This window comes from Vibrio profundi (genome assembly GCF_043642225.1).
In the GTDB taxonomy this organism is placed as follows: domain Bacteria; phylum Pseudomonadota; class Gammaproteobacteria; order Enterobacterales; family Vibrionaceae; genus Vibrio; species Vibrio profundi_A.
The window spans coordinates 1-24,330 of sequence record NZ_JBHZSF010000004.1; the positions used below are offsets into that span (position 1 = coordinate 1).

The following is a 24,330-nucleotide window of genomic DNA, read 5'->3' on the forward strand; positions in this document are numbered from 1 at the left end:
AGGGTCGTCTGGTGATACAAACGGTTCACTCTTATCGCGGTGAACAGCGCTTCATGCGACTTCACGTCGCACGGACAGAAACGTGTTAGCGAATAAGGCGAATTAATACAATTTGCTTGAGTGTTCGTAATCCAAAAGATATGAATATCTTCCTTTCTATTGATATATCGTAGCTCCTTCGAACACTTCACCTTCCTCAGGGTCTAACGCAATAGCCACACTGTGGCGCGCACGAGTCAACGCTACGTATAGTCTCGCACGAGTGGGATTCTTAAGTAATTCTGGTCGATCGGGATTACGTATCCAATTAACCATATCCTTGGTCGGGTAAATAAAAGCTCTATCAACAGTCAGCCCTTTAGACTCGCCAAAGTTCATAACTTCATACGATGGATTAACTTTGGATCTAGCGTTCCAGCGAAGTTGCATTGGCTGATATGTCTTTAAGTATTCTGAACAAAGGTGCTTAGGGACGATGAAAACCCCTTGGTGCAGGATTTTTTCTCTTCGGCAGTCATTGCACTGGCATGCATCAACAGCTTTAAATTGGGGGTAGAGTTTAGAAGAGTAGTCACAAATATCCTGATAACAGCGGTGTGATTTATTCAGTGTTGTTTCATCAACTTCGCAAGATATCCGTTTACCCAACGTTTTATCAGATGTCACAAATCCTTTGATATTCCCGTTTCCATAGTCGGAATACTTAGTTGTATGGTGAGTCTTATAGGTAACTTGTCTTGGGTCTCCAACTAACATAACCTCTGATTTTGACTTAAATAGAAGCTTGATCAACTCTAAATCAAACCCAGCAAGATCTTGCACTTCGTCTATAAAAATCATGTCATATAGGGATGATATTCGGTTAACTACTGCTTGCTTGCTTGCTTTATTGGCTTCAAAACAAAACTTGGATATCTTATCGGAGTAGACCTTGAAGTCTTTAGTGAAGTAATAATTCTTGAAGTTATCTTTTTCTGACCAGTATACACCTTTACCATCCTTGTTTTTATACTTAAGGCCAGAGCGCGTATTAACCAGAATAAACCCAATACTTTCATTCACTATAGAGTCATTTAATTTGCACTGATATGGCCTAACCCAATGCTTAAGAAGGAATGAAAACCATGTGATAATCGTGACATTAGGCGGTACAGTTCTGACTTCTTTAACAAACTTATCTCTAATTTCCTGCTCATTTGATTCAGTGTAAGTTGTTATCAAAATTGACTTATTAGGATTTTCTATTGCCGTTTTAACTAAAAGCGTTGTTTTCCCAGATCCTGCAGCAGCAATTACAAGGCGATTGTTATTCATTACACCACTCCACTGCTTTAGTGATGTATTCTGGATAGCTAAACTTATCTTTTGATTCAAAAACCTTTAGAGACCAACTGGTTTTTTGTGTTTGTAGCTTTGCTGATAGTTTTTCAACGGTATTAAACGCCTTCACATTCAATTCAAGGGCTTTGCATAAGGCGGGTAATACATCCTTGTTTGCATCAGCAAACTGTGGCTCAAGTGTGTTTAAGTTATTACGATCATCTGCAAAGATGGAGATGTGTGCGTGTTCAAGGTAATCCTTATACTTTTTGGTGATCGTATTGTCGTAATTACCATCGTTATCAGTGATTACTGCCACTTTTTTATCAATTTTGTCAGCTATTTCTAAAAAGCGTTTGAATGTAAGTTTTACAGATATCACATCAAAACCATGCTCGATAGGCAATACTCCGTTATTTGCATCCATATAAGCTCTTTGAAAAATTAATTCATCGGAATCACCTTCAACGAGCACTGCTTTTTTACAAAGAATCAGGCGTAAGGTTTGATAGCCCGGCAGCTTCTTAAAGAAGTCGAAAGTGTCTTTTGATAAATATGTAAACCTTGTGACTTTATGGTTATTTAGGAGAAGAAGATTTTCAAGGCCTAGTTTATTAGCTACGAAGCTGCTATGCGTTGAAATGATCACTTGCTTATCACTCACACCATCTATGATTTCTTTTAATAAGTAATTTAACTTAGAGTGCGATAAATGATTTTCTGGTTCTTCTATCAATAGTAGACTTGCTTCTTTAGTCTTTTGATGACCCAATGCAAGATTTGTTTTTATCACGCACTGGGAGCCTTTACCTACCTGATGGAACGGAATGTCTCCAAGGTAGGTCATCAAACTAGACTCCCAAGAATTTTGAGTAGAAAGATCAACAGATATATTAAGGTGTTCCCCTTGAACTTTTGACTTACTATCAATCTTCTCGTTAATTCTCTTCACTGCTTCCTCTTCAGTAAAGCTATCCTTCATTTTTCTGTATGCCTGAGATAACTTGACCTTCTCTTTGTCCTCCAACTCGTTTCTGATGATTCTTGAAATGTATACATCTGAACCATTTTGGTACTTGTTTGAGGATGAGTCGATTAGAACAGACTTAATAGGGATGCTTCTAGATGTAACTGAATCTCTATCGAAAGATGCCCATGAAACCTTATAATACTCAATAGGTAGTGTATTAAGCTTCCCTCCACTCTTTATGAGCTCAGAATACTCTTCTGCATAGGTATCATCGAATTCGACTTTGAATGACACGCCACAAGCATCACTCCGTTCTTTGTTTCCTGTTCCCCTAAATTTAGGGACACTGTCTTTGTCGAAAATAACCTCGATGCATATTTCAGGTAAAGTAGTACTACCACCATCGTTCACTTGGCCTAGATACTCAGACACCGCTTTGCAATTGAATAAATACTGGCTTAGTTCATTCTTTAGGTATTTGCCGTGTAATATTCCACTAAGAGCCAAATGAATTGCTTCAAGGATGGTTGATTTTCCTGAGCCATTATCCCCAACAAGGATATTCACACCTTTGTTAAACTCGATAGAGAACTTTCCGTAGTAACATTTATAGTTGTAAATATTAACTCTTTCGATGTACATCGCTACGTTTCCTTCAATATGCATATATAAAAAGATTACCAACTGTTACAGGATATCCTATGCGAACATGGACTCCCATCCAAAAATCACGCTAACGTATTGATATGTGAAGGAGCAAGCTTTGCAGGCTGAGTAACCGTCCGTCTCGCTAGCCCAGAAAGAGAGGCTCAATAGTCGCGGCTAGACCAAAGCCACTACAAATGAAGATTTAACGAAGCGAGAAGCCAAGCAGAGTAAACTTAGAATGGGGCAATTTTGAGTTACATGAAGTTGCTAAGCCAAGGCGTCTCTAGTACGTTTTTTTAGGGGGATGACTCTTTTCAAATGCTTTACGTCCGAAATATATATACATAAAAACGGTGCAGCTCAACTCCTGCGGATTCCTAGCTAGTTAATTGAGAATCAATATGTAAATTGAGCTTAAGTGCAGAAACGATCTAGATTTGCACTTTAAGCCATCCTTGGATGAGCCCGAGCTACGTTCCATAGAACGCTATGCCTTTTCGGATCACTTCTAGTGTCGCAACCATTTATCAGAGTCAAAGTTACCCTATCAACAGGGCTCTTTAATCCAATAGTCAGAAGGGGGGGCCCCGCACCAAATGAAATCATCTATTTGAACACTTGATTCCCCCTTTAATGCCAACTCTTTTGTTCGCGTGATTAATGCACTTGCTGGTAGCTCGTTATAACGCTCGTGATCAAATCGGTACCTCGCAATTGGCTTTCCGAATGTGTTATCTGATAACGCTACATAGCACATTGAACCATCCTTTTCGTGTGTGTTCACATAGCAAAAATAATCGTAGCCATCACTGAGTGCCCACTTTCGAAGTTCAAGAGTTAGGTATGTCCAGATGGTCTCTTGTGGCTTACTGAGCGACCATGACTCACCAAGTGACAGCGAACGATACTTTCTTGATGCCATTTCGTCTCTACCAAGCTTTGTCCTAGTGATCTGTTTATAGATTTTCGAAATATCACTCTTTGAATAGACTTTAGCTACATGCTGGGGGTAAATGACACCAATGAACGGTGAGAAGATAGCCATAACTTCCGTTTTCTGTTTTTCCGTCAAAACGTTCACATCTAATATATCGATTCCGGCACTACCAATTGGGTCATCTAACCAAACGTCGTTAAGTTTAAGGGTTCTGCCCTTCGGCTTCTCGTATTCATAAATTGTGATAGCACCCATGCTCTCAAGGAATGCATCCTTAAATTGCTCAGGGGTAATGGTTGTTGTAGAACTACCATTGTTAGGCACATATAAAAATGTCCCGTCCCTATTTGCTCTGTATTGTTCAATGCCAGCAAAAATTGCAAGTGCTCTTGTGATCGCAACATCAAGCTCATCTGCATAATGTTGGAGCGTCTGAATAACGTTCTCAAATCTAGCCGCTCTAAACATACCTACCTCACTTCATCGATAACTATCTCGCCAGTCATTTGTTACCAAACTACCTTAAATATGGTTGGTATTAACATTAATTAGTAAATGTAATCCAATCAGATTGTTAACTGACAATCAAAACTTGGTTATATTAAATAGTCATATCACCTCGCTCAACAGCACCGTAAAACTCGTCCCAATCCTGTATGTAGATATAGATGGGATGGCTGACGGTTTTACCACGCATGTATCTATCTAATGCCGCCAACGCATCAACAGATAGCGTACTCGGGTCAACTACTAGAAATGGAATTCCGTTGAATCTAAATGCTTTTAGGTTTGGTGGTGTTTTTTTTCATCTAACTACCTAATTTTTAGTTTAATATGAGGGTGTTTGGTTACTAAAAAGTAAAAAGAAAGCCCCAACCTAAATTAGAGCTCAGTATGAGAGTTGATTCAGATAGGCTTAAGTCCTATTTCTCACATTCGCAACTACCAAACAATAAGTGGAAAGTTTCATCTTCGAATAGGTCTTCAAGTATGAAGGCTTTGCCACCCCAACAATGTAACCATTTTAAAAGTTCAACAGCTCCATTAATTATATAAACCACCTCTTTTAGTTCATTCCTATAAAAATCTATTAACATGTTTGTTTCTGCTTGTTGTGATGGTTGTCTTATCTCTAGTGTTTTATTTTCGTTATCTCTCTCCCAGCGACTCATAAGAGAGGATAGTTTATAGTCAGGCACTAATTTAAGGAGCCAACGCTCATTTGTTACCTTATCTATCTCAAGTTTCGGTCTAATATTAATTTTACTTTCAAGAGCATAATATCGACTATTGATGTCAGGAATACATTTTGAAGAATTATTCCTTAATAATTCATCTTCAGTTCTTTCAAAATCAGTCGACTGAATAATATTCCAAAATCTAATTTCTTCAATTAATTTCAAATCAAAGCAATCCATCAAAAATTCTATTTTACTTTCAATGAACCTCTTATCATTCTTTGATTTTAACAGAGCTGATTCAACATAAATTTCTTTTTTCATACTATCGACGCCCCCAAAATGGGGCAATTCATTTCCCACACTTACCTTCCAAAACGATTTTTAAAGAAATGTTCCACCTGTAAAGTCAATCATCCTAACTAGCAGATTGATTTTACCGAAATCATTAACTCCAGATTAGACTCATGGCAAAGGCAGCGTGTTAAAAATCATCAGCCTTTATTTACCATTCAAGGTGCTTGTTATGGGGTTAGATGAAATCAAGAATGAAACAATATTAGCACCCAAGCCAATGCCAATTCAAGTCATTGATTTTAGTGCAATTACCATGAATTTTCGTTTACTTTTAGATAATTAACCATAAAAATATACCGGATTTTTTCAGGTTTTTTAAACATATGTAGTTTTCCTTTAATTTAATCATTGAGTTACAGAAGATATACCTTGTTTACTTTTACTTCTTTCGTGAAAATATTATGAGTTTGTAATTCATTCACACGGGGGGGGGATTTAGACAAATACACTTAAAAATAATTGCAATTACGCTCATTTTTTTAGCCAAGCGCCTTTGAACAGCACATTCGATAACAAAACAACATCGATTATCAAGCCATAATGGTAACGTTAATTTTTAAAAGTTAGGTTTTTCATATCTTTTTTTTATAAAAAAACAATGTATATATCTAAAAAATAACCCTAAAATTATTTAAGTTTATGAATTAAGAGGGTGAGTGCTATTTTACCCCGCCTTAATTACTTGACACTTATATCTACAAGTAAACATGTAAATACATAATAGTTATTAGTGTGCTAACTTTGTTCTTGTATTCGTACCGTTCGATAGCATATAGGATAAGAACTATGAGCAATAACCTAAACGTAAAATTAAAATTATCTAAAGATCTAGAGTCTAAGTTAAAAAGCATCATTCTATGTTTAGAGGAAAGAGAATTTAATAAAATCTTTGTCCACTCTATTTCACGATTTCCTAAAATTAAAAAAGGAGCTAAGAAATGAAATGCGTCGCTTATATTAGAGTTTCCTCAGAATCACAAGTAGAAAAAGGAGACTCACTGGATGGACAAAAGTACCATATAGATAAGTGGTGCAAAGAACAGGGGTATGAAATTGTAAACTACTACGAAGATGCAGGTTACAGTGCCTATAGTGGAAAAAGAAGGCCTAGTTTTGAGGAGATGCTCCAATTTATACAGAGTGAAAATCAGCATAAAAAAGTAATTGATGCAGTTGTGGTTTACAACCTATCAAGACTGACAAGAAGAGTAGAAGAACAGGTAAGATTGATCGGCATATTTAAACGATTTGATGTGCAGCTGAAATCAATAGCAGATAATCTGATAGATTGGGACTCAACGACCACTTTACTATTCAATATCTTAGGTTCCGTGAACGAACATCAGAGTGCACTAAACGGTAAGACAGTGACAGACCGCCTCTACGATACTGCAAGAAAAGGCTTCTTCACAGGAGGAACAGTACCGTTCGGATATAAATCCATCAATGCTGGAAAGACTAACGATAAACAGAGAATAAAGTTAGTTGTCGATGATAGTGAAGCTGAGTACGTGAAACAGATATTCCACTGGGCAAAAGGGGACATTTCGAATCAGCCAATGGGTGTCAAGAAAATCGCAAACAAACTCAATGAACTAAAAATAACCAACCGAATGAAACTTTGGAATAAAAACGCAATTGGGAAGCTTTTAAATAATTCTATTTACATAGGCCAATATATATATGGAAAAACCTCAAAGTATGAAGAGAAAGAGCCAATTGTAGTCCCAGTTCCTCCTATAATCGATGAGGAGCTATTTAACACAGTCAAGAAGGGGTTGAGACAAAGAGAGCTTAAGAACCGGGAGCTCGCTGCATGGAACACTAAATACCTTCTTTCAGGAATTTTAAAGTGTCCAAAATGTGGTTCAAAACTGGTTATGACGACTGGAAAGTCTGGGGGTTATAAATACTACGATTGTGGCAAAAAAATTAGAAAAGGTAAAAGCCTATGTAGCTTTAAACCGATTCCAAAAGACAAAATTGAATGTATTGTCTTAGATAAGATATTTGCTGAGGTATTCACGCCAAAGAACATTTTGGGTATTAGTAAGGACTTGAGGAAAAGGTATTCAGAGTGTTTTGCGAAAGATGCAAATGAACTCACAAGGCTTACTCGTAAGCTCAAGATAGAGGAAGACAAATTACATAGGTTTATACAAAATTTCTACAACGAGCCCACTGAAGTGCAGTTTTCATCAGTTTCCGATTTTATCAAGAAACAGGAAAAAGAAGTCCTAGAAGTGAAAAAAGCAGTCATGAAGCTTTCTAAAAATTCAAAAGAGCTCCCAATAATGAAATTCGGAGAGGCTCAAGCTCAGTTATTTTGTACTAAGCTAAGTAAGTGCTTAAGAGAATCAACTGATAGTAACGCGAATTGGTTACTTAAGAGCCTAATCACTGATATTAAGGTGGAATGGAACGAAAAAAAGAAATTGACGATACGAGGAAAGAAAATCGTACTTCTTAATTGCGTATCAAAAACAAAAACGGGAACTGATTTCTCAGTTCCCGTTTCCGTATCAAGGTGGTGGAGGGATAGGGATTTGAACCCTAGAAGAGCTATTAACCCTTGCCGGTTTTCAAGACCGGTGCTTTCGACCACTCAGCCATCCCTCCGTGTGGTGTGCATAATATGCGTAACCGATCTTCTTGTAAAGTACTCTTTTCAATAATTAAAATCGTTTGATTTAAAAATAATCATCTTGTCGATAATTAGAGCAAAGAGAGCGAACTTTGTATTAGTTTAATACGGGGCGGGCATTGATTCTCTGTACAGGGCGGCTATTGCCTGAGTAAATGGTTTTAAATTGCGTTAGTTGTTCTGATGAAATTGAAATTGGACTTTTCATCACCAGCCAGGTCACGCCTTCTGAGCAAGGAGGTGTCGTCAGAGATCCGTTGAATCGATAGTAATCTTGGTCTTTAGGAAGTAAATCATTGAGCTCTATGGACTGTGGCAAACGTGCTTTACCGGTACTCTGTGGCATTACAGACCATACTTTTTCTATAGCGTCGCTTTCTGCCCCTTCTTCTAGCATGACTCCAACAACCGCTAAGTTATTATTTTCATCCGCGTGAACCAAGTGCATTTCTAGAGGGTAAGCATGCCCTTTGATGAGGTTCTCACTTGGCGTGTGGAAGTGAAATTGCAGCAAACTAAATGTCTTTCCTTCCAAGTCGATTGTGTGGGAACCATCAATATTGACTTGAATAGTGTGGCCATTGTTAAGCACATATTGACCAGAGGAGCCGTAGTTGAACTGAATGGGATCCAGTTCGCCCTCAATGGTGTTCGATATATCGATTGGCGACTGATTAACGCCACTTTGGCAAAGCCCTTTCCAATGTTCTGGTCCTGAATCACCTGTATAACCCCATTCAGAAGCATGTGAGATAAGTGGGGTTGATAGAGCTGATATAGTAAGAATAGTTGAGACAATATTTTTCATTTTCCTAGCCTGGTATTTTTGTTGTTGGATCAACAGGCTATTACAACTTGATCAGTATGGTGGAAAAATTAGAGAAAATTCAATGCTCTGTTCCATTTATATGAAATTTGTTGGGCTTCTGTTTTATGACAATAAGAGGTAAGTCGAATGGGCTTCAATAGTAAAAGGGAAGCTCGCGCTTCCCTTTGTTTTGTTAGTCAGTCTTAGTATAAAAACGTTGCAGCTCGGTTAACCCTTGCATTAATACCGGCAGTCTAGGGCTGGTATCTTTTAAACGCTTATAATTTTGGTCATACAGTTTGTAGTTTCCAAACTTATCTAACACCGTGGTTTGCTTGCTCGTGATTAATGCGAGTTCGCGTGAATCGCCTGCGAGTACCCATTTACGTTTTCGCTCATCAAATAAGTTACGACCACTACTAAAGTCACTTGGATTAGAAGATACTCCCATTAAGTCTTGTAAGAGTGTCACAGACAAATCCAAGTGGCTTGAACGATGTGAATACTCGGCAGCAAGCTTTCCTGGCCAATGGATCACCATCGGGACTTGAAGTTGGAACTTACTGTAGTTGGAGTTTGCTCCCCAGCTATTGGTTTTCGTTTCATTAAATTCGGTGCCGTGATTGGACGTCACGATAACTACTGTGTTTTGTGTGAGGTTTAAAGCGTCGAGTTGAGCGAAAACTTGGCCTAATTTTTCATCAGCCATTTTGGCCGACTTATTATAGCCGTATTTAAACCTCTCGCTTGGCGTGAGCTCTTCACTCCCGTCAGCGTAGTTGGTAAAGTTATCAAGAGTAGTGAGCTCTAAGAAACTAAACCACGGTGATGCAGATGCACGGTTTTGAATCCAGTTTGTCCAAGCTGCAATTGCGCTATTATCATCACCAAACTCAGGTGTTTCGCTATCGTTAAACTGGAATTTTTTCCCACGGAAAATGATTTCTGAGTACAAGTTGTCATCAAAGTTATCACCACTAAAGGCGCTAAATTGGTAACTGTTCTTTTCTAGTACATCCAGTATTACAGGGCTTGAACCTTGAGCTTTTATACTGCTTGAGTAACTACTTGGTAATCCATAAAACAGCCCAAACACACCAAACATGTCGTTACTAGAACTGTAGTGGTTAGTGAATGTGATGTTTTCTTTTGCGTACTGAGTGGCGACTGGCATTAACGTTTCGTTTAGTGCATCAGCGCGAAGGTTATTCACACTCACAAGAAGAATATTCAAATCATCACCACGACGATTAAATTGAATCTCTTCGAGAGGATAACGGACTAAATCAACGTCATTTTGATTCTCTTCTAGACGCTGTAGGTATTCCTCTCTGTCCAATAAGCCATGTTTTTCCATGAAACTTTTCGCTGTCATTGGGTATGACAGAGGGAAGTTGGCTTTTTGATTGGTAATCGGACTGTAGAAATACGCATCCGCCCAGATATAAATAAGGTGGCTAGTGATAAAGCTCAAAAAGAAAACGGCAGTAAGAGGGCGGCCAATATGCTTATGAGAGAGTTTTCTTTGTTTGCGCCATACCCACTCAGATAAACCGAGTTGAAGTAAGAATATAAGAGGTAAGACGATGAATAGATGTTGCAAATCAGAGCCTATCGCAGACTCTTCATCACTAAACAGAACTTCCCAAACCACAGGGGTCAGGTGAAGGTTAATGCTTTGGTAGGCTTGCGTGTCGATTAACAATACTGTTAATCCAACGGTTGCAAAGCACACTGCGGTAAGCCGCAGTAGTTTCCTAGACGGTAGAATAAAAGTGAGCGGAAACAGCACTAATAGGTAGAGAGCGAAAACAAGGAAACCAAAATGACCAACCCAAGACACGGCCAGGTAAAACTGTCCGAGCAAGGTTTCGGGCCAAGCTGATTGAGTGATATAACGTGTACCAATCAACATCGCAGCAATGATGTTGAAAAATGCAAACCAGTGACCCCAGCCGACAAGGCGAGAAACTCGATCGCTATATGTGTTTGCGCTGTCTACCATTTATTATTCTTTTATATCCGTCAGTAAATCTTAGTGAGACTTTTTCTCTTCGATAGAAGAAACTAAAGCCTCGGCAAATTTTTCAGCAATTCCTTTGCGTTGTGAAGCAGCAACATTCTGATTTAAGACATTGGTTGCGATATTTCCAGCGATCATTAGTGAAAGCTCTGGAGAAGCATTGTGCTTAGACAGTACAGCACCTACTTCTGCTAGGATGTTTTCAACTTGCTCATCTGTGTATTTAGATATAATCGGCATAAGGACTCTAATAATGATAGTAAAAGCGGCTTATGATAACCTACTATTCACGACAACTGAAACCTGAACGATAATATTTTCACTATGAGCCTTCACCTTTCCAACGTAATTTTACATCAGCTGCGCAAGAACGATCAGGAAGAACTGATTGTTAATTATCGCGCTGAATCTTTAGCAAACGATTCATCATCTGAAAGTCTAGTGGCTGAGTTGCACCGAGTCTTCAATTCTAAAGCCGGCAAAGGCTTCGGATCTTTTACTTCAGACAGTGAATTTCAACAATGGTTGCAAGAGCTGCGCCAAGGAGAGCGAGATTTTTACGATTTCTCTCAACAAAGTGCATTGAGATTGAAGGATGAACTGTCTAAATATCCTTTCGCAGACGAGGGCACGCTTGTTCTTGCCGAGTATCAATCACTTGCAACAGATTACTTGTTCATTGGCTTGCTTCCTTCTAATGAAAGTTTGAAAGTCACAGAAGGTCTTGATATTAGCGCGACGGACTATCTTGATATCTCTAAAATGGATATTGCGGCTCGTGTTGATTTATCGACTTACGAAACAGACAAAGAATCAAATCGTTACCTAACTTACATTAAGGGTCGAGTTGGCCGTAAAGTTGCCGATTTCTTTTTAGATTTCTTACAAGCCGAAGTTGGCTTGGATGCAAAAGTTCAAAACCAAGTGCTGATGCAAGCGGTGGAAGATTTTGTTTCCGATTCTAAGTTAGAAAAGGAAGAAGCTATCAGCTACAAAAAGCAGGTGGCAGACTACTGTAATGAGCAACTGAAAGCAGGCGATGAAGTTCAAGTTCGAGAATTATCCGGTGAGCTTCCGGCAAGCACTGATGGTACGAGCTTTTTGGACTATACTAGCGAGCAAGGTTATGATTTAGAAGAAAGTTTTCCTGCAGACAGAGCCACGATGCGTAAGCTAACCAAATTCGTTGGTGCTGGTGGTGGGCTGAATGTGAGCTTTGATAGTTTGCTACTGGGCGAGCGTGTTTTTTACGATCCAGAAACGGATACGCTGACTATTAAAGGGACGCCTCCAAATTTAAGAGATCAGCTGACTCGTAATAAATCATAGTTATGATGAAGAAAGTGGCAGCAAGATAGCTGCCACTGGTTAAAGTTCAGTGGACGACAAAAGGGATAGTAAATGGAATTATCATTATCTAGATCGGAGCATGGCCCTAAGATATCTAAACCGATAATTATTATCTTTTTGATATGGCTTGTGTGTTCACTGAGTTTAATTAATCTGAGCCGCTCGCTCAGTCAATCGTTGGAGAATGTAGAAGAGCTGGGCGTTCGAATTGGAGAATTAAAGCAGTCGCTGCATTTCTCTGAACCATTAAGAGTGTTGAAAGTCGACGAGTTAGCGTTAGATGCTCAACTCATTTATTCGATTCGTTTACAGGTAGAAACTCAATTCGAAAACGCTTACTTCCTTCCTGATATTAGCCAATTACTTTACGTTACCGACCAGTTCATCGAAAAAATCAATGAGTTCACCCCAATTGAAAGCAAGATTCAATTTTTAGTGACAAATATTCGTGACTACAAAGCACTGCCTGAGAATTCAACCCAAGCCATTAATTTGTATAACTCCCTGAGTGCCGTTGTATTCGAGGCGATGTACACCGACACCCAATCATCTCCAGTAACGTACCGCACCTTTGACCGAATTTTAGGCGAGTCACATTCTTTGGCGGCTAATGAAAGCAAAGCGGTTCAAAAAATGTTGGCAGATGCTTCCTTATTACTCGGTGATTATGCTCGCCTTAATTACTTAGTTGATAGAATGAAAAAAAACTCAACTAATGAACAGATTGTATTGGTAGAAAGTCAATTTCATGATTATCAGTTTTACTTACTGTTACTTGCGATTGGTTCGAGTTTAGCTGCATTTAGCGCGATTTTTTTAACCATTTACCTAAATAGTCAGCCAAGTTTACTAAGCGACGCTTCTAGCGACAGAGAAGAGACCTCGACCGATAAAGTCTCGACTGAAAGTACATTGAGTTCTTCTACTACTAATACGCCAGTGTTGGCTTCTTTAGCTCAAGAGCCGTTAAGTGAAGAAACAGCACCTAATTTAGAAAGCTCTCAGATGCGACCTGCGCATGAAGAAGTAGAGCCCGTCACTGAATCAGTAGCGAAGAATGATGATGAACATACAAGGCCACCATCCGCTCCGCCAATCGATTTCGACGCAATGTTAGACACTCTAGATGGTGATGTAGACTCAGTGAAATTGTTGCTGGGCGTATTCATTCAAGATCATGCGAATGATGACGAAGACTTTAAAGAATTGCTCGAAGCCGATCTCGTGAAGGCAGCGCGAATCGTCCATAGTTTAAAGGGTGTAGCGGGGAGTTTGAAAGCTGTCCCATTAGGGGAGATTTCAGCCAAGCTTGAATTGACCTTAAAGAATGGGCACGCCGTAGAGCCCGAAGACATTACACTTTTCTCTCAGCAATTGAATTTAGCGATGAAAGCCGCACAAGACTTTCTAAATAAAGAGAATTAGTCACAACTTTTCATTTTTTGACAGTCTTCTGACGGAGTGCTTTTACAATCCGTGCCCTCAATAGTTGATCGAGGTTTATATGTTTCGTGTTACTAGCCAGTGCGCTGTGATTTGGCTACTTACGGTTATCCTAAGTGGGTGCTCACTTCTTGAAGTGAAATTGGATAGTCAAACTACACCACTAACCAAGCAAGAGCTTAATACTCGAATTCTTACTCGCGAGTATGCAAAAAACTTTTTTACTCAGGTTGAATCGAGTGCTGACCAAATTGCTTTAGCTTACTCGTCTTCAGACACTATTCATCAATCTTACGTCTTACTTTGGAAAATCCATTCCGAGCAAGGGTTACAGCAATCTGCCTATCAAACTGTGCCTTTAGCTGGTTTGATTGATTCCTGGGTTTTCGCGACTCAAATGGAAGAGTTTTTTGTTGTTGGTGAAGGAAAGGATTTGTTTGTTGTCGACTATGCACAGCAGACTGCTGTTCAACTTTCTCTTGAAGCGAATCAACTAGCGCGCTCGGTGTTAAGTGCACGCGACTATGAAATGTCGGTCCAGTTTGTCCGCGAGTTTAGTCAAACGAATACGTTTAAGGATATTACATTCAAGCGCGTACCGGCCTATCGACAATGGTTGGCATTCATTGGAAAAGACGAGTCAGAAGTAGTCCAAACGCTTGGAACGATGCCAGAGGCAATGGGTGATGCCTCTGAGCGATTAAGTATCATGGCTGAGCAAACCCCAAAATTGTTGTCTTGGAAAGCGGAGCTGGTGGCCATGAATAGTGCGCTGTCAGGTGAAGAGCTCTCTTTGACACTAGCTAGTTTGCGTAATACCTCTTCATCATTACAAGATTTCATTAAGAATAACCCTGAGTATATGCAATCTTTAGCGAAGATTATGTCAGCGGAGATGCAGCCATTACTTGATGATTTAAGTGTTAAGACTGACCAAAAATTAAGTGTACTCAGCGATGAGCGGATCGCTTTAGAGATGATGATTGAGCGAGAACGAAATGCACTTATTGCAATGGTTGAAAAGGAAAGGCTGGAAATAGCGGGAATCGTTTCAAAAGAAAGAGTTCTGTTTGCTGACGATTTGGACAGGCTTTCTCAAGATGTCGTGACATTGGCGATTGATAAAGTTATGGAGTTAATTAAGAGCACGATTATTTACTTCGTATTGTTTATTTTGGTTGTCTTTTTCGCCCCGCTTGCGGTTGGTTATTGGCTCGGGAAAAGAGCGGCAAACAAATAAAAAAAGAGCGCTCATTGAGCGCTCTTTTTAGTTGGTGTGTTTATTAAGGCTGCTTACTTAGCACGCTGGTTAACTCTTCTTCTTCAGCTGGTAATGTTGGCTCACATTTGTCGACAAACCACCCCATGTAAGAGGTAATGATGGTGACAATAATACAGACGAAACTTAGCCACATGAAAGGGGCGTAAGATAAAGTCGCAACGCCAAGGATACTTGCCATGTAGATACCATTATCGCTCCATGGCACCATACCGGATGTTAACGTGCCACCAAATTCTGCATTACGAGATAGGTTCTTTCTTTTGTAGCCCAAACGATCGTAATTCTTGGCACAAATCTTTGGCGTAAGGATCAAAGACACATACATTGCAGATCCAAATACGTTACCCATAAAAGCAGTACCAATCGTACTTGTGGCTAACGAGCCTGCACTGTTCACACGTCTCTCAAACAGTTTCGCAATAGTTTCTAATACGCCAACTTTATCTAATAAGCCGCCAAAACCTAAGCCAAACACTATCACGGCAACAGAACCAAGCATTGATGACATGCCGCCTCGGTTGAGAATAGAGTCAATGAAATCAACACCTGAGCTGATTGAAAATGGTGCCCATGCCGTGTTGAATGCGACTAAGAAGTCGACTTCTTGAATCATTACAGCCCAAATAATACCGAGCAGTGAGCCAAAACTGATCACAGGAAATGAAGGCATACGTAACGCTAGTAGACCTAGAACGATCAATACTGGAATGAAAGAGTAAGGCGTAATATAGAATTGGTTTTCCATCGCTTTAATTACTGAGTCAACCTGGCTCATATCAACATTGCCAGCATAGTGGAAACCAAATGCTGTAAACATTACGCCGGTGATGATGTAGCTGATCAGAGCAACAGGAAGCATGCCTTTGATGTGCTCAACGACTTCGACGTTAGACATTGAAGAAGCAAGGATCACTGAATCCGAAAGTGGAGACATCTTGTCACCGAAGTAGCAGCCAGATAGAACAGCACCAGCAGTAATTGGAGCTGGGACACCGAGGCCTTGCCCAATTCCCATCATAGCAATACCTGCTGTACCGGCAGCACCCCACGAAGTACCTGTTGCGAGTGCGGTCAGAGAGCAGATGATCATGGTTGCTAGAAGGAAAATGGAAGGATGGATAGCTTGTAGGCCGTAATAAATAATGGTTGGTACGATGCCACCAGATATCCAAGTACCAACTAAAGCGCCAACCGCTAAAAGTATTAAAACAGCTCCTAAGCCATTCGATATCCCTTTAAGCGCTGATTTTTCGAGATCTTTGTAGCTGTGACCTAGGCGAATACCTAGTGTGATGATAATAAACCAACCAATATAGAGTGCTAATTGGATAGGTAAATCGAGTTTTGCTGTGAAAGAGAAAGCCAACGATAAAAATAGTCCCAAAGAGACAACAACCTGTAGCAGGCTAGGTAGACGAGTATTTCTTTGCTTCATAAAAGCCTCTAGTCATTCGAGCATTTATAGTGCTTCGTTATAGTGTGGGGTACGAAAAAGACACTACATGATGAAGAGGATTATATCTAAAAAACACTTTTAAGTTGTGATATTTGTCTGCGAAGTGGTCTTATCTCGGTTCTATATTCTGCATTGTGTTAATTTTGTGGTTCGATGATGTTGTGTTGTACGTAAATGTTGTGCTGCAAATGTGATAATTTGGTTTTAAAAATAACAAAGTTGAATTTTTCGTAAAAAGTAACTCATGCAGGGAATGATTGTTAACAAGAGGAGGCTGTTTCATTAGCAATGGCCAGAATAAAGTAACTTCGTTGAAACACTGTATCAGTATGAGAGATAACTGGCTAAATTGGTCGTTTGGATTGGAATGGACGAAAAAGTTACGCTTTTTGACAAAAAGCGCTTGAGTTCTGTTACTGAAAAACTTATAGATGGGGGAAAGCAATTTTATTTTTTTACACGGAGAGTTCGAGATGAGAGTTGGTCTAGTTGGTTGGCGTGGTATGGTTGGTTCTGTACTGATGCAACGTATGGTTGAAGAGCGTGATTTCGACCTGATTGAACCTGTTTATTACAGTACATCTCAAATCGGTATCCCAGCCCCTGTTCTTGGTGGTAAAGATGCGGGTTTACTGCAAGACGCATTCGACATTGATAGCCTAAAGCAGCTTGACGCTGTAATCACTTGTCAAGGTGGCGACTACACATCAAAAGTTTATCCAGCTTTGCGTCAAGCAGGTTGGAAAGGTTACTGGATTGATGCTGCGTCTACTTTACGTATGGATGCTGACTCTATCATTACTCTTGACCCCGTTAACTTGGCTCAAATCCAACAAGGCATTCACAGCGGCACTAACACGTTTGTTGGCGGTAACTGTACCGTGAGCCTAATGCTTATGGCTCTGGGTGGTCTTTACGAGAAAGGCATGGTTGAGTGGATGAGCGCAATGACGTACCAAGCCGCTTCCGGTGCGGGTGCGAAGAACATGCGTGAGCTTATTTCACAAATGGGCGTGATCAACGACAGCGTAAGCTCTGAACTTGCAAACCCAGCGAGCTCAATTCTTGATATTGATAAAAAAGTAGCGGATACCATCCGTTCAGAATCTTTCCCTACAGATCAATTTGGTGCGCCACTTGCTGGCTCGCTGATCCCATGGATTGACGTGAAGCGTGAAAACGGTCAGAGCAAAGAAGAGTGGAAAGCAGGCGTTGAAGCCAACAAGATCTTAGGCCTAGACGGTCAACCGATTCCAATCGATGGTACTTGTGTACGTATCGGTGCGATGCGTTGCCACGCACAAGCGCTGACTATCAAGCTTAAGCAAGACGTTCCAATGGACGAGATCGAAGAAATTATTGCAACGCACAACGACTGGGTTAAAGTGATTCCAAACGAGCGTGACATCACTGCTCAAGAGCTAACGCCAGCGAAAGTAACCGGTACTATGTCTGTGCCAGTAGGTCGTCTACGTAAGATGTCTATGGGGAACGACTTCCTAAACGCATTCACAGTTGGCGACCAACTTCTATGGGGTGCAGCAGAACCTCTTCGCCGTACTCTGCGAATCATCCTTTCAGAAAAACAGTAATTCGAATTTGGTTTATTGATAACTGAATTAAAAAGCGCCTCTATAGGCGCTTTTTTAATTCTAGGAAGGAATCTACTGGGTGTGTTCGTCCACGGGGATAACTCGTTTATCGGGATCCGCTAGCTCACCGCCACAGTGTTTACAAAAATGCGCATCTGAATCATGACCAGAGCGAGAGCAGTTCGGACACCTCACTAAACTACGATGCGCGTTCATTTCTTGATTGAGCTCCGCAGTGATGATTCCGGTAGGTACGGCCAAGATGGAATAACCAAGCAGCATTGTAATTGAGGCGATCGCTTGGCCTACCGGCGTTTTAGGCACTAAGTCTCCATACCCGACAGTAGTAATAGTGACAATCGCCCAGTAAATACTTTGAGGGATTGAAGTGAACCCATGCTTAGGCCCTTCAATAACATAGATGATAGAGCCAAGAATAATGACCAAGATCCCGACGGTACTGAAAAAAATGAATATCTTTCGTTTGGCCATCAGTAACGAGCGAAGCAGGATATTGGAGTCCTGAAGGTAACGCACTAATTTCAGTATGCGGAAGATACGCATGACACGTAGCATTCTAATGACACTAATGTAGGAAGCTGCTGGGAAGAATAGTGCGAGGTAAGTTGGTAATATCGCGAGTAAATCGATAACGCCATAAAAGCTTCTTGCGTAAGCGGTTGGCTTCGGTGAGCAGTAAAGTCGCAGCAGGTACTCTATGGTGAACAACGCCGTAAAGGAGTACTCAAGGTACATAAATACGTTTGCCCATTTAGCGTTGAGAGCGGGAATAGAGTCTAGAACCAACACTATCAATGACGCAATGATTGCGATGATCAGGCTGATGTCGAAGGCACGCCCTGCACTAGTATGAGTGCCGAAAATGATGACGTATAAATGATGTTTTAATGAATGACGTGACATGTGTAGACACTATAAATACGAAGAATTTATTGATAGTACCGTTTTCAACAAAAAGAGGCGAGCATGGTGCTCGCCTCGGTGTGGTTTTGTGGTACGCGTTACGCGAGGCCTGGGAAGAGGTTTCTTAGTCCGTTCGCGATAAACTCGATACCGAGAGCCCCAAGAATCAGGCCCATGATACGTGTAATAACGTTGATCCCAGTTTGTCCTAGGAATCGAACAATCATAGGCGCAGAACGAAACAGCAGCCATGAACATAGTGCAAACAAGCAGATGCTAATACCAATGCCAAAAGTGTCTAATGCATTTGGATAGCGGGAACCATAAACAATGGTCGAACTAATTGCACCTGGTCCAGCCATTAAAGGCATCGCTAAAGGCACTACGCCAATTTGTTCTTTACTGATGTACTCAGACTTTTCTTGTTTGTTCTGCTTATCTTCCCCTAATTTACCGCTCATCATTGAGAAAGCGATACTCAAGAGCAGCAACCCGCCCGCCACACGAAACGAATCCAGAGAGATACTGAACATATCCAGCAGCATTTGCCCTGCTATCAGTGAGACCCCAAGGATGACTGCAACCGCGACATTTGCTTGAAATGCCGTCCTATTCCGGTCTTCAGTCGACATATGTGCCGTAAGAGAAACAAAAATAGGCATGATCCCAATAGGATTAACTGCCGCGACAAGACCGAGAAAAAACTGAAAAAATATGGCCAGTTCTAAGCTCTGCATTATGGTGAATCTCCGAGAAAATGGAATACTGATTAAGTGCGTAATGTAAACCACATTTTTCTAAAGGACGAATGAAAAAAACTAAGTTGAACACAGCAAATATTTTTAGAAAAACTAATCAAAAATGAGTGGCAAAGGTGGAAAATATGTTGTCGAAAACCCAGTTCAATGGACCTTCATATTTTATTAAATGAAAGCTCGCTATTGTTAGCAGTAGCGAGCAATGTCCGAAGGTAGAGGCGGCCTAAATCGCCATATCCGTTTGGTCAATTCTAACCCTGATATTTTCGAAAAGAATCACTTCACTGAGTTCATACAGTCGCCTCAAAAGCTTTTGATTCACTTTTGTTCCGGCCTTAAGTAAACAGGAACCATTGGAAAGTTCGATGTCATCGAGAAGAGTCATACCATTTTCTAATTCTGAAAGAGATTTTGGGACGAAAAATTCGCAATATACTTCTTTGATTTTGGCTTGTTCGGTCGAGGTGTTTTTCTTGGTAAAGGGGGTCAGCGATATTTGCGTGGAAACATCATTATACAAATGTTGTTGATACAATTCTCTGGGCTCGGATATCGCCAGTTGAATTTTTTCTAACGCATTTTTAATCGAGATTGGTTTCACCAAAAATGCGTCGACTTCGAGAGTCATACAAGCTGAAATGGTAGATGCATCAGAAAGGGTCGTCACCGCAATAACGCTTGTAAATTGAGAGTTTTGCGTTTGATTTGTCCTGATCGCTTTTATTAACTCAATGCCATTCTGATTTGGCATATTGATATCGCTAATGACCAAATCGATAGGTTGGTTGTTGAGCTTTTCGATTGCTGCTTGACCGTCCTCTGCTGAGTCGACGTTGGCAAACCCACTTCTTTTTAGCATGCTGACGAGAGCTTCCCTCGAAAAAGGGTGGTCTTCTACGACAAGTATCGAGAGAAGACTTTGGCTGAATGTATTCATTTTTGTTTCCTTACTCAATGATTGCATTTTCTTGTAGGTATTGTTTGAGCTTGTGTAGTTGGACCTTTCCATGGTCTATGGTCTGATTGAGTTCATTCCAATCAGTATTGAGCGCTGTGTTTTGGATCTGTTCGAATGTATTGGCAATCGGAATGGCACCGGCTGAACGCGCCGCCCCTTTTGCTGCATGAGCCAATTGTTGAATTTGCTCTTTGTTTTTTTCATTGAACGCTTGCTTGATCAACCCAACATCGTCGCTAACTGAATCCCAATAGTTTTTGAGCAATGGAGCTATAATGCTTTCCTCTGATGTACCTAGAAGGTTATTGAGTGTGGTCATACAAATTGGGCTGTCAGTCTTGGCAGCGATTTGTGTTTTTGTTTCAGGTTCTTCCGCCCTTAGTTCTCGTCTGGGTAAAATGACGAGCCATTTTTGAATTGTGCTGTCTAACGTTTTTAGTTCGACTGGTTTTGACAGATATCCATCCATACCAGAAGAAAGGCATTGATCTGCGGCATCAGCTACGGCGTTTGCAGTGATTGCGATAATGGGTATATGTGGCTTGCTCTCCTTGGCTCTTTCAATTTGGCGTATGCTTTCTGTCATTTCGTATCCGTCCATAACGGGCATGTGACAGTCGGTAAGAATTAAATCAAAGTGGGATTCTTTCCATTTCTGTATGGCTTCTTTTCCATCTTTTGCAAGTTGGCATTGGTAACCCAAATGACCAAGCTGCCTTGAAATGACATCCAAATTGGTGGGTTGGTCATCGACGACCAGTATCGAGCCTCCTTTATTGGTAGGCTTACTCGAGGCTTCCATAGCATCAAGAGCACTGGTCTCGGGTGACCGAGCGCCATTCATGATGGCCAGTGATTTGATAAGCTGACTAGGCTTTAGTGGCGAACAGCTTAGAATGTAGTCTTGGTTTGAATTAAGGCCGTTAGCCAGAGTAACGTCTTTGGTTAATATGATGGTTTTACACTTGGTCGTCTCCGAACTTAATAGAGTGCTGGTCACTTGATTAGGATCGAAATCTGGCCCGATAATGAGAACATCGTAGGGCACCTGGTTTTTCTCGCCATAGTCCAACACAGATTTCGCTCTCCCTAAAGAAGTAACAAAAGTAGGAGTGCACTTATGGCTTTCTAAGTTGGCTTTACAACAATCGACAACGTAGTCATCGTTGGAAATAAACAAGAATCTAGAGCCTTGCAGATCTTTGATGTCATTATCTTCTGGTGGAGAAATGACATCGATATATGGAATATGTATTGTAAAGCGACTTCCAACTCCAAATTCGCTTTCTACCTTTATGTCTCCTCCCATTAACTCCAATAAGGTTTTGGTAATTGAGAGCCCTAAGCCAGTACCACCAAAGAGACGAGTCGTACTTGAATCAGCCTGAGAGAAAGCGTTGAACAAACGGCATAGCTGCTCGGGTGTCATACCTATTCCACTGTCTTCAATGACAACTTCTACATACGGGGCAATGTCATCTGAAGTGAGTGTTGCTTTTATGTTGACCCTCCCTCTAATGTCGTCATATCCATCGGTAAATTTAACGGCGTTTCCAACAATATTCAGCAACACTTGGCTCAAGCGAACGCTGTCTCCCATGATCACTTTTGGCAATTTAGCGTCATATGAAAGGTTGATGTCGATGAGCTTTTTGTCGGCCTGCAAAAACAGTACATCTAATGTACGTTCGAGTAACATCTGCAACTCTGTAGGGACACTTTCAAGAGACATTTTCCCAGCTTCAATTTTAGAGAAATCGAGAATGTCATTAATGATGTGTAGCAGCGTTAACGAAGAGTCACGGATAGTTGTGACCATCGTTTTTTGGTCATTGTTGAGCTCGGTTTCATTGAGCAGGCTTAGCATGCCGACTACCCCGTTCATAGGGGTTCTAATTTCGTGGCTCATATTCGCTAAGAACATTGATTTTGCTTCATTCGCAGCTTGGGCAATCTCACTTTCGTGGCGAAGGAAATCTTGTGCATTTTTTTCCTTGGTGATGTCTAGATTGACCCCACCCATGGCGATCGGCGTATCTGAGTCATTATCAAAAATGACGTCAGCGGTCGCTTTAATCCAACGAATTTCTTTGTTAGGTAAAATGATACGAAACTCGGCCGAAAATTGAGACAGTGTTTCACGTGCGCGAGCCAAAGTTTGTTCGGCGTTGTCGATATCCTCTGGGTGAACGCGTTCTTTCCACATGTCATAGTTGTTTGAAGAAGATTCGGGAGACACTCCGTATATTTCGTACATACGTTTATCCCATTCCAAATCATTAGATTCGAAATCCCAATGCCATATCCCAATTCCCCCTGCGACAGTTGCTAAATTGAGCCTTCTAACGGTTTCTTGTAATTCATCCTGGCTACGCTGGAGTTCTTTTTCTGTCGCTTTGAATGTTTTGACGTCTTTTAGAGTAATGAGAGTTTGAGTAGAAGCCCCTAGCTTAATGCGTCTAATAATGCCTATGACCTGAATAGAGGGGAGTTCGGATAAGGGAACAGATAAACCGGACACTTCTAGCTCGTCTCGGTGGTTAAACAAAGATGGAGGGATCTTCAGCTCTTGATTAGATTGATGCTTGATAAACGCACTGATGGGCTGCCCGAGCATGTTATCTCGTGTTTCTTTAAACATAAGAAGCGCAGCGGGGTTTATGTCCGTGATATCACTTTTGTCATCAATTAACACTAGGTTTTCGGTTGATTGTTCAAACATGGCGCCAATTGCGCTTGAATCGACATTATGTTGTGAGCTTTGTAGTGCTGTGTTTTCGCTCTTCAACTCGTGATTTTTTTCTATTAGCTGGCTTTGAATCTCAGTAATGTCGGTATGAGTTAATAACAGATACTGGACGTTTCCCTCAGAGTTACATAACGGCGAGACTCTTAAGCAAAGAGATAGATTGTTGTGGGTATTAAACGTGATTAGATGAGGGGGCTCTGATGCGCTTAGAGAGTGTCGTAACTCCGATGTAAAGTCGGCATCGCAGTATTGATGGTACAGCTCAATAACATTTTGTCCCAAGATCTGCATTCGTTTTAATTCGAAGAATTTCAAGAATGCATTATTGGCATAAAGAATCGCGAGCGAATCTTCGATGGCATCACACACTAGCACGCCATCTGGAATCGTATCTAAGATGTTGCTTTGAACATTCACCTCGTTAGGCGGGGTGTTAATTGGGTGCTTTAAAAAGCTTCTAATCTTGGATGTTAAGGATTCTCTCATAGCCAACCTCAGAACTGATATGAAACTGGTTTCTATTGTGTTTTAATTATAGACCGAGTTATTACGAGAGAGTCGTGAATTATTAGCTGACTATGAATTTTTAGAGGTGCGCTGTCTAGATGACGTTCGACTGCCTTAGATATGAGAATAATGTTAGTAATTGTTAAGGGTTACACAGTTTTAATAAAAAATATGTCAGCATCTACTCAGGTGCAATAGTTTGGATATACTCTCAGTAGCACGAAAACTGATGTGTACATGTAACTTTGCTGATTAAAAATGAAACTTTTTTACAAAACGTGAAGATTTATTTTTTAAATTGTCTCGTTTGGTCTTTTTTTGTTCGGTTGTTGGGTGTGATTAATATCTAATAAAATCATGCGATTAGAGTTAATTTTGCGATCAGATTACCACTTAGTGGGTAATTAGTTTTTCATAACTGATCTG

16 protein-coding genes, 1 tRNA gene and 1 pseudogene are annotated in these 24,330 nt (G+C 40.6%); 5 read left to right on the top strand and 13 right to left on the bottom strand.

All coding sequences use genetic code 11. The features are described from left to right. Positions 1 to 156 precede the first annotated feature (156 nt). The 4 genes from ACHUFI_RS08380 to ACHUFI_RS08395 form a co-directional block, all read right to left on the bottom strand. Positions 157 to 1,314 (bottom strand): UvrD-helicase domain-containing protein, encoded by a 1,158-nt coding sequence (locus ACHUFI_RS08380; protein ID WP_394248104.1) that lies wholly within the window; start codon positions 1,312 to 1,314, stop codon positions 157 to 159. Continuing rightward, positions 1,307 to 2,932: an ATP-dependent nuclease gene (locus ACHUFI_RS08385; RefSeq protein ID WP_394248106.1), complete on the bottom strand. Its 1,626-nt coding sequence runs from the start codon at positions 2,930 to 2,932 to the stop codon at positions 1,307 to 1,309. The genes ACHUFI_RS08380 and ACHUFI_RS08385 overlap by 8 nt, the downstream gene beginning before the upstream one ends. Positions 2,933 to 3,485: 553 nt before the next feature. Then, the gene (locus ACHUFI_RS08390) at positions 3,486 to 4,343 is read right to left on the bottom strand and encodes a hypothetical protein (protein WP_394248108.1); all 858 of its coding nucleotides are present in this window, start codon (positions 4,341 to 4,343) and stop codon (positions 3,486 to 3,488) included. Positions 4,344 to 4,798: 455 nt separating this feature from the next. Further along, complete coding sequence (locus ACHUFI_RS08395) at positions 4,799 to 5,377, bottom strand: hypothetical protein (RefSeq protein ID WP_394248110.1); 579 nt, start codon at positions 5,375 to 5,377, stop codon at positions 4,799 to 4,801. Between the two features lie 971 nt (positions 5,378 to 6,348). On the opposite strand from ACHUFI_RS08395, the pseudogene ACHUFI_RS08400 reads away from it, so the two are divergent. Further along, positions 6,349 to 7,407 (top strand): annotated as a pseudogene (locus ACHUFI_RS08400) (recombinase family protein); the annotation flags it as partial. Between the two features lie 531 nt (positions 7,408 to 7,938). On the opposite strand, the gene ACHUFI_RS08405 reads toward ACHUFI_RS08400, so the two are convergent. The 4 genes from ACHUFI_RS08405 to ACHUFI_RS08420 all read right to left on the bottom strand — a co-directional run bounded on the left by ACHUFI_RS08405 (position 7,939) and on the right by ACHUFI_RS08420 (position 11,125). Beyond that, a tRNA-Ser gene (locus tag ACHUFI_RS08405) sits at positions 7,939 to 8,029 on the bottom strand. 122 nt (positions 8,030 to 8,151) lie between these two features. Continuing rightward, positions 8,152 to 8,862 carry a carbonic anhydrase gene (locus ACHUFI_RS08410; protein ID WP_394248112.1) on the bottom strand — a complete coding sequence of 237 codons (711 nt, stop codon included), beginning with the start codon at positions 8,860 to 8,862 and terminating at the stop codon, positions 8,152 to 8,154. Between the two features lie 193 nt (positions 8,863 to 9,055). Beyond that, positions 9,056 to 10,867 (bottom strand): DUF3413 domain-containing protein, encoded by a 1,812-nt coding sequence (locus ACHUFI_RS08415; protein WP_394248114.1) that lies wholly within the window; start codon positions 10,865 to 10,867, stop codon positions 9,056 to 9,058. A 30-nt stretch (positions 10,868 to 10,897) separates the two neighbouring features. Beyond that, entirely contained in the window at positions 10,898 to 11,125 is a 228-nt protein-coding gene (locus tag ACHUFI_RS08420; RefSeq protein WP_394248116.1) for a YejL family protein, read from the bottom strand. Between the two features lie 84 nt (positions 11,126 to 11,209). On the opposite strand from ACHUFI_RS08420, the gene yejK reads away from it, so the two are divergent. The 3 genes from yejK (at position 11,210) to ACHUFI_RS08435 (ending at position 14,918) form a co-directional block, all read left to right on the top strand. Next, positions 11,210 to 12,214, top strand: a complete 1,005-nt coding sequence (yejK, locus tag ACHUFI_RS08425; protein ID WP_394248118.1) for a nucleoid-associated protein YejK — start codon at positions 11,210 to 11,212, stop codon at positions 12,212 to 12,214. 72 nt (positions 12,215 to 12,286) lie between these two features. Then, the gene (locus ACHUFI_RS08430) at positions 12,287 to 13,660 is read left to right on the top strand and encodes an Hpt domain-containing protein (RefSeq protein ID WP_394248120.1); all 1,374 of its coding nucleotides are present in this window, start codon (positions 12,287 to 12,289) and stop codon (positions 13,658 to 13,660) included. A 79-nt stretch (positions 13,661 to 13,739) separates the two neighbouring features. Further along, complete coding sequence (locus tag ACHUFI_RS08435) at positions 13,740 to 14,918, top strand: chemotaxis protein (RefSeq protein WP_394248122.1); 1,179 nt, start codon at positions 13,740 to 13,742, stop codon at positions 14,916 to 14,918. Positions 14,919 to 14,961: 43 nt separating this feature from the next. Here the strand turns inward: ACHUFI_RS08435 and nhaC are convergent, their stop codons facing one another. Then, complete coding sequence (gene nhaC, locus ACHUFI_RS08440) at positions 14,962 to 16,395, bottom strand: Na+/H+ antiporter NhaC (RefSeq protein ID WP_394248124.1); 1,434 nt, start codon at positions 16,393 to 16,395, stop codon at positions 14,962 to 14,964. Positions 16,396 to 16,889: 494 nt separating this feature from the next. On the opposite strand from nhaC, the gene asd reads away from it, so the two are divergent. Next, positions 16,890 to 18,008: an aspartate-semialdehyde dehydrogenase gene (asd, locus tag ACHUFI_RS08445; protein WP_394248126.1), complete on the top strand. Its 1,119-nt coding sequence runs from the start codon at positions 16,890 to 16,892 to the stop codon at positions 18,006 to 18,008. 72 nt (positions 18,009 to 18,080) lie between these two features. On the opposite strand, the gene ACHUFI_RS08450 is transcribed toward asd, so the two are convergent. The 4 genes from ACHUFI_RS08450 to ACHUFI_RS08465 all read right to left on the bottom strand — a co-directional run bounded on the left by ACHUFI_RS08450 (position 18,081) and on the right by ACHUFI_RS08465 (position 23,883). Continuing rightward, a complete protein-coding gene (locus tag ACHUFI_RS08450; protein ID WP_394248128.1) occupies positions 18,081 to 18,932 on the bottom strand; it encodes an ion transporter in 852 nt (283 codons plus the stop codon). A 98-nt stretch (positions 18,933 to 19,030) separates the two neighbouring features. Next, complete coding sequence (locus ACHUFI_RS08455) at positions 19,031 to 19,669, bottom strand: YchE family NAAT transporter (protein WP_394248130.1); 639 nt, start codon at positions 19,667 to 19,669, stop codon at positions 19,031 to 19,033. A gap of 244 nt (positions 19,670 to 19,913) precedes the next feature. After that, on the bottom strand, positions 19,914 to 20,627 hold the full coding sequence (locus tag ACHUFI_RS08460) for a response regulator (protein ID WP_394248132.1): 714 nt from the start codon (positions 20,625 to 20,627) through the stop codon (positions 19,914 to 19,916). Between the two features lie 10 nt (positions 20,628 to 20,637). Then, positions 20,638 to 23,883 (bottom strand): PAS domain-containing hybrid sensor histidine kinase/response regulator, encoded by a 3,246-nt coding sequence (locus tag ACHUFI_RS08465; protein ID WP_394248134.1) that lies wholly within the window; start codon positions 23,881 to 23,883, stop codon positions 20,638 to 20,640. Positions 23,884 to 24,330 lie beyond the last annotated feature (447 nt).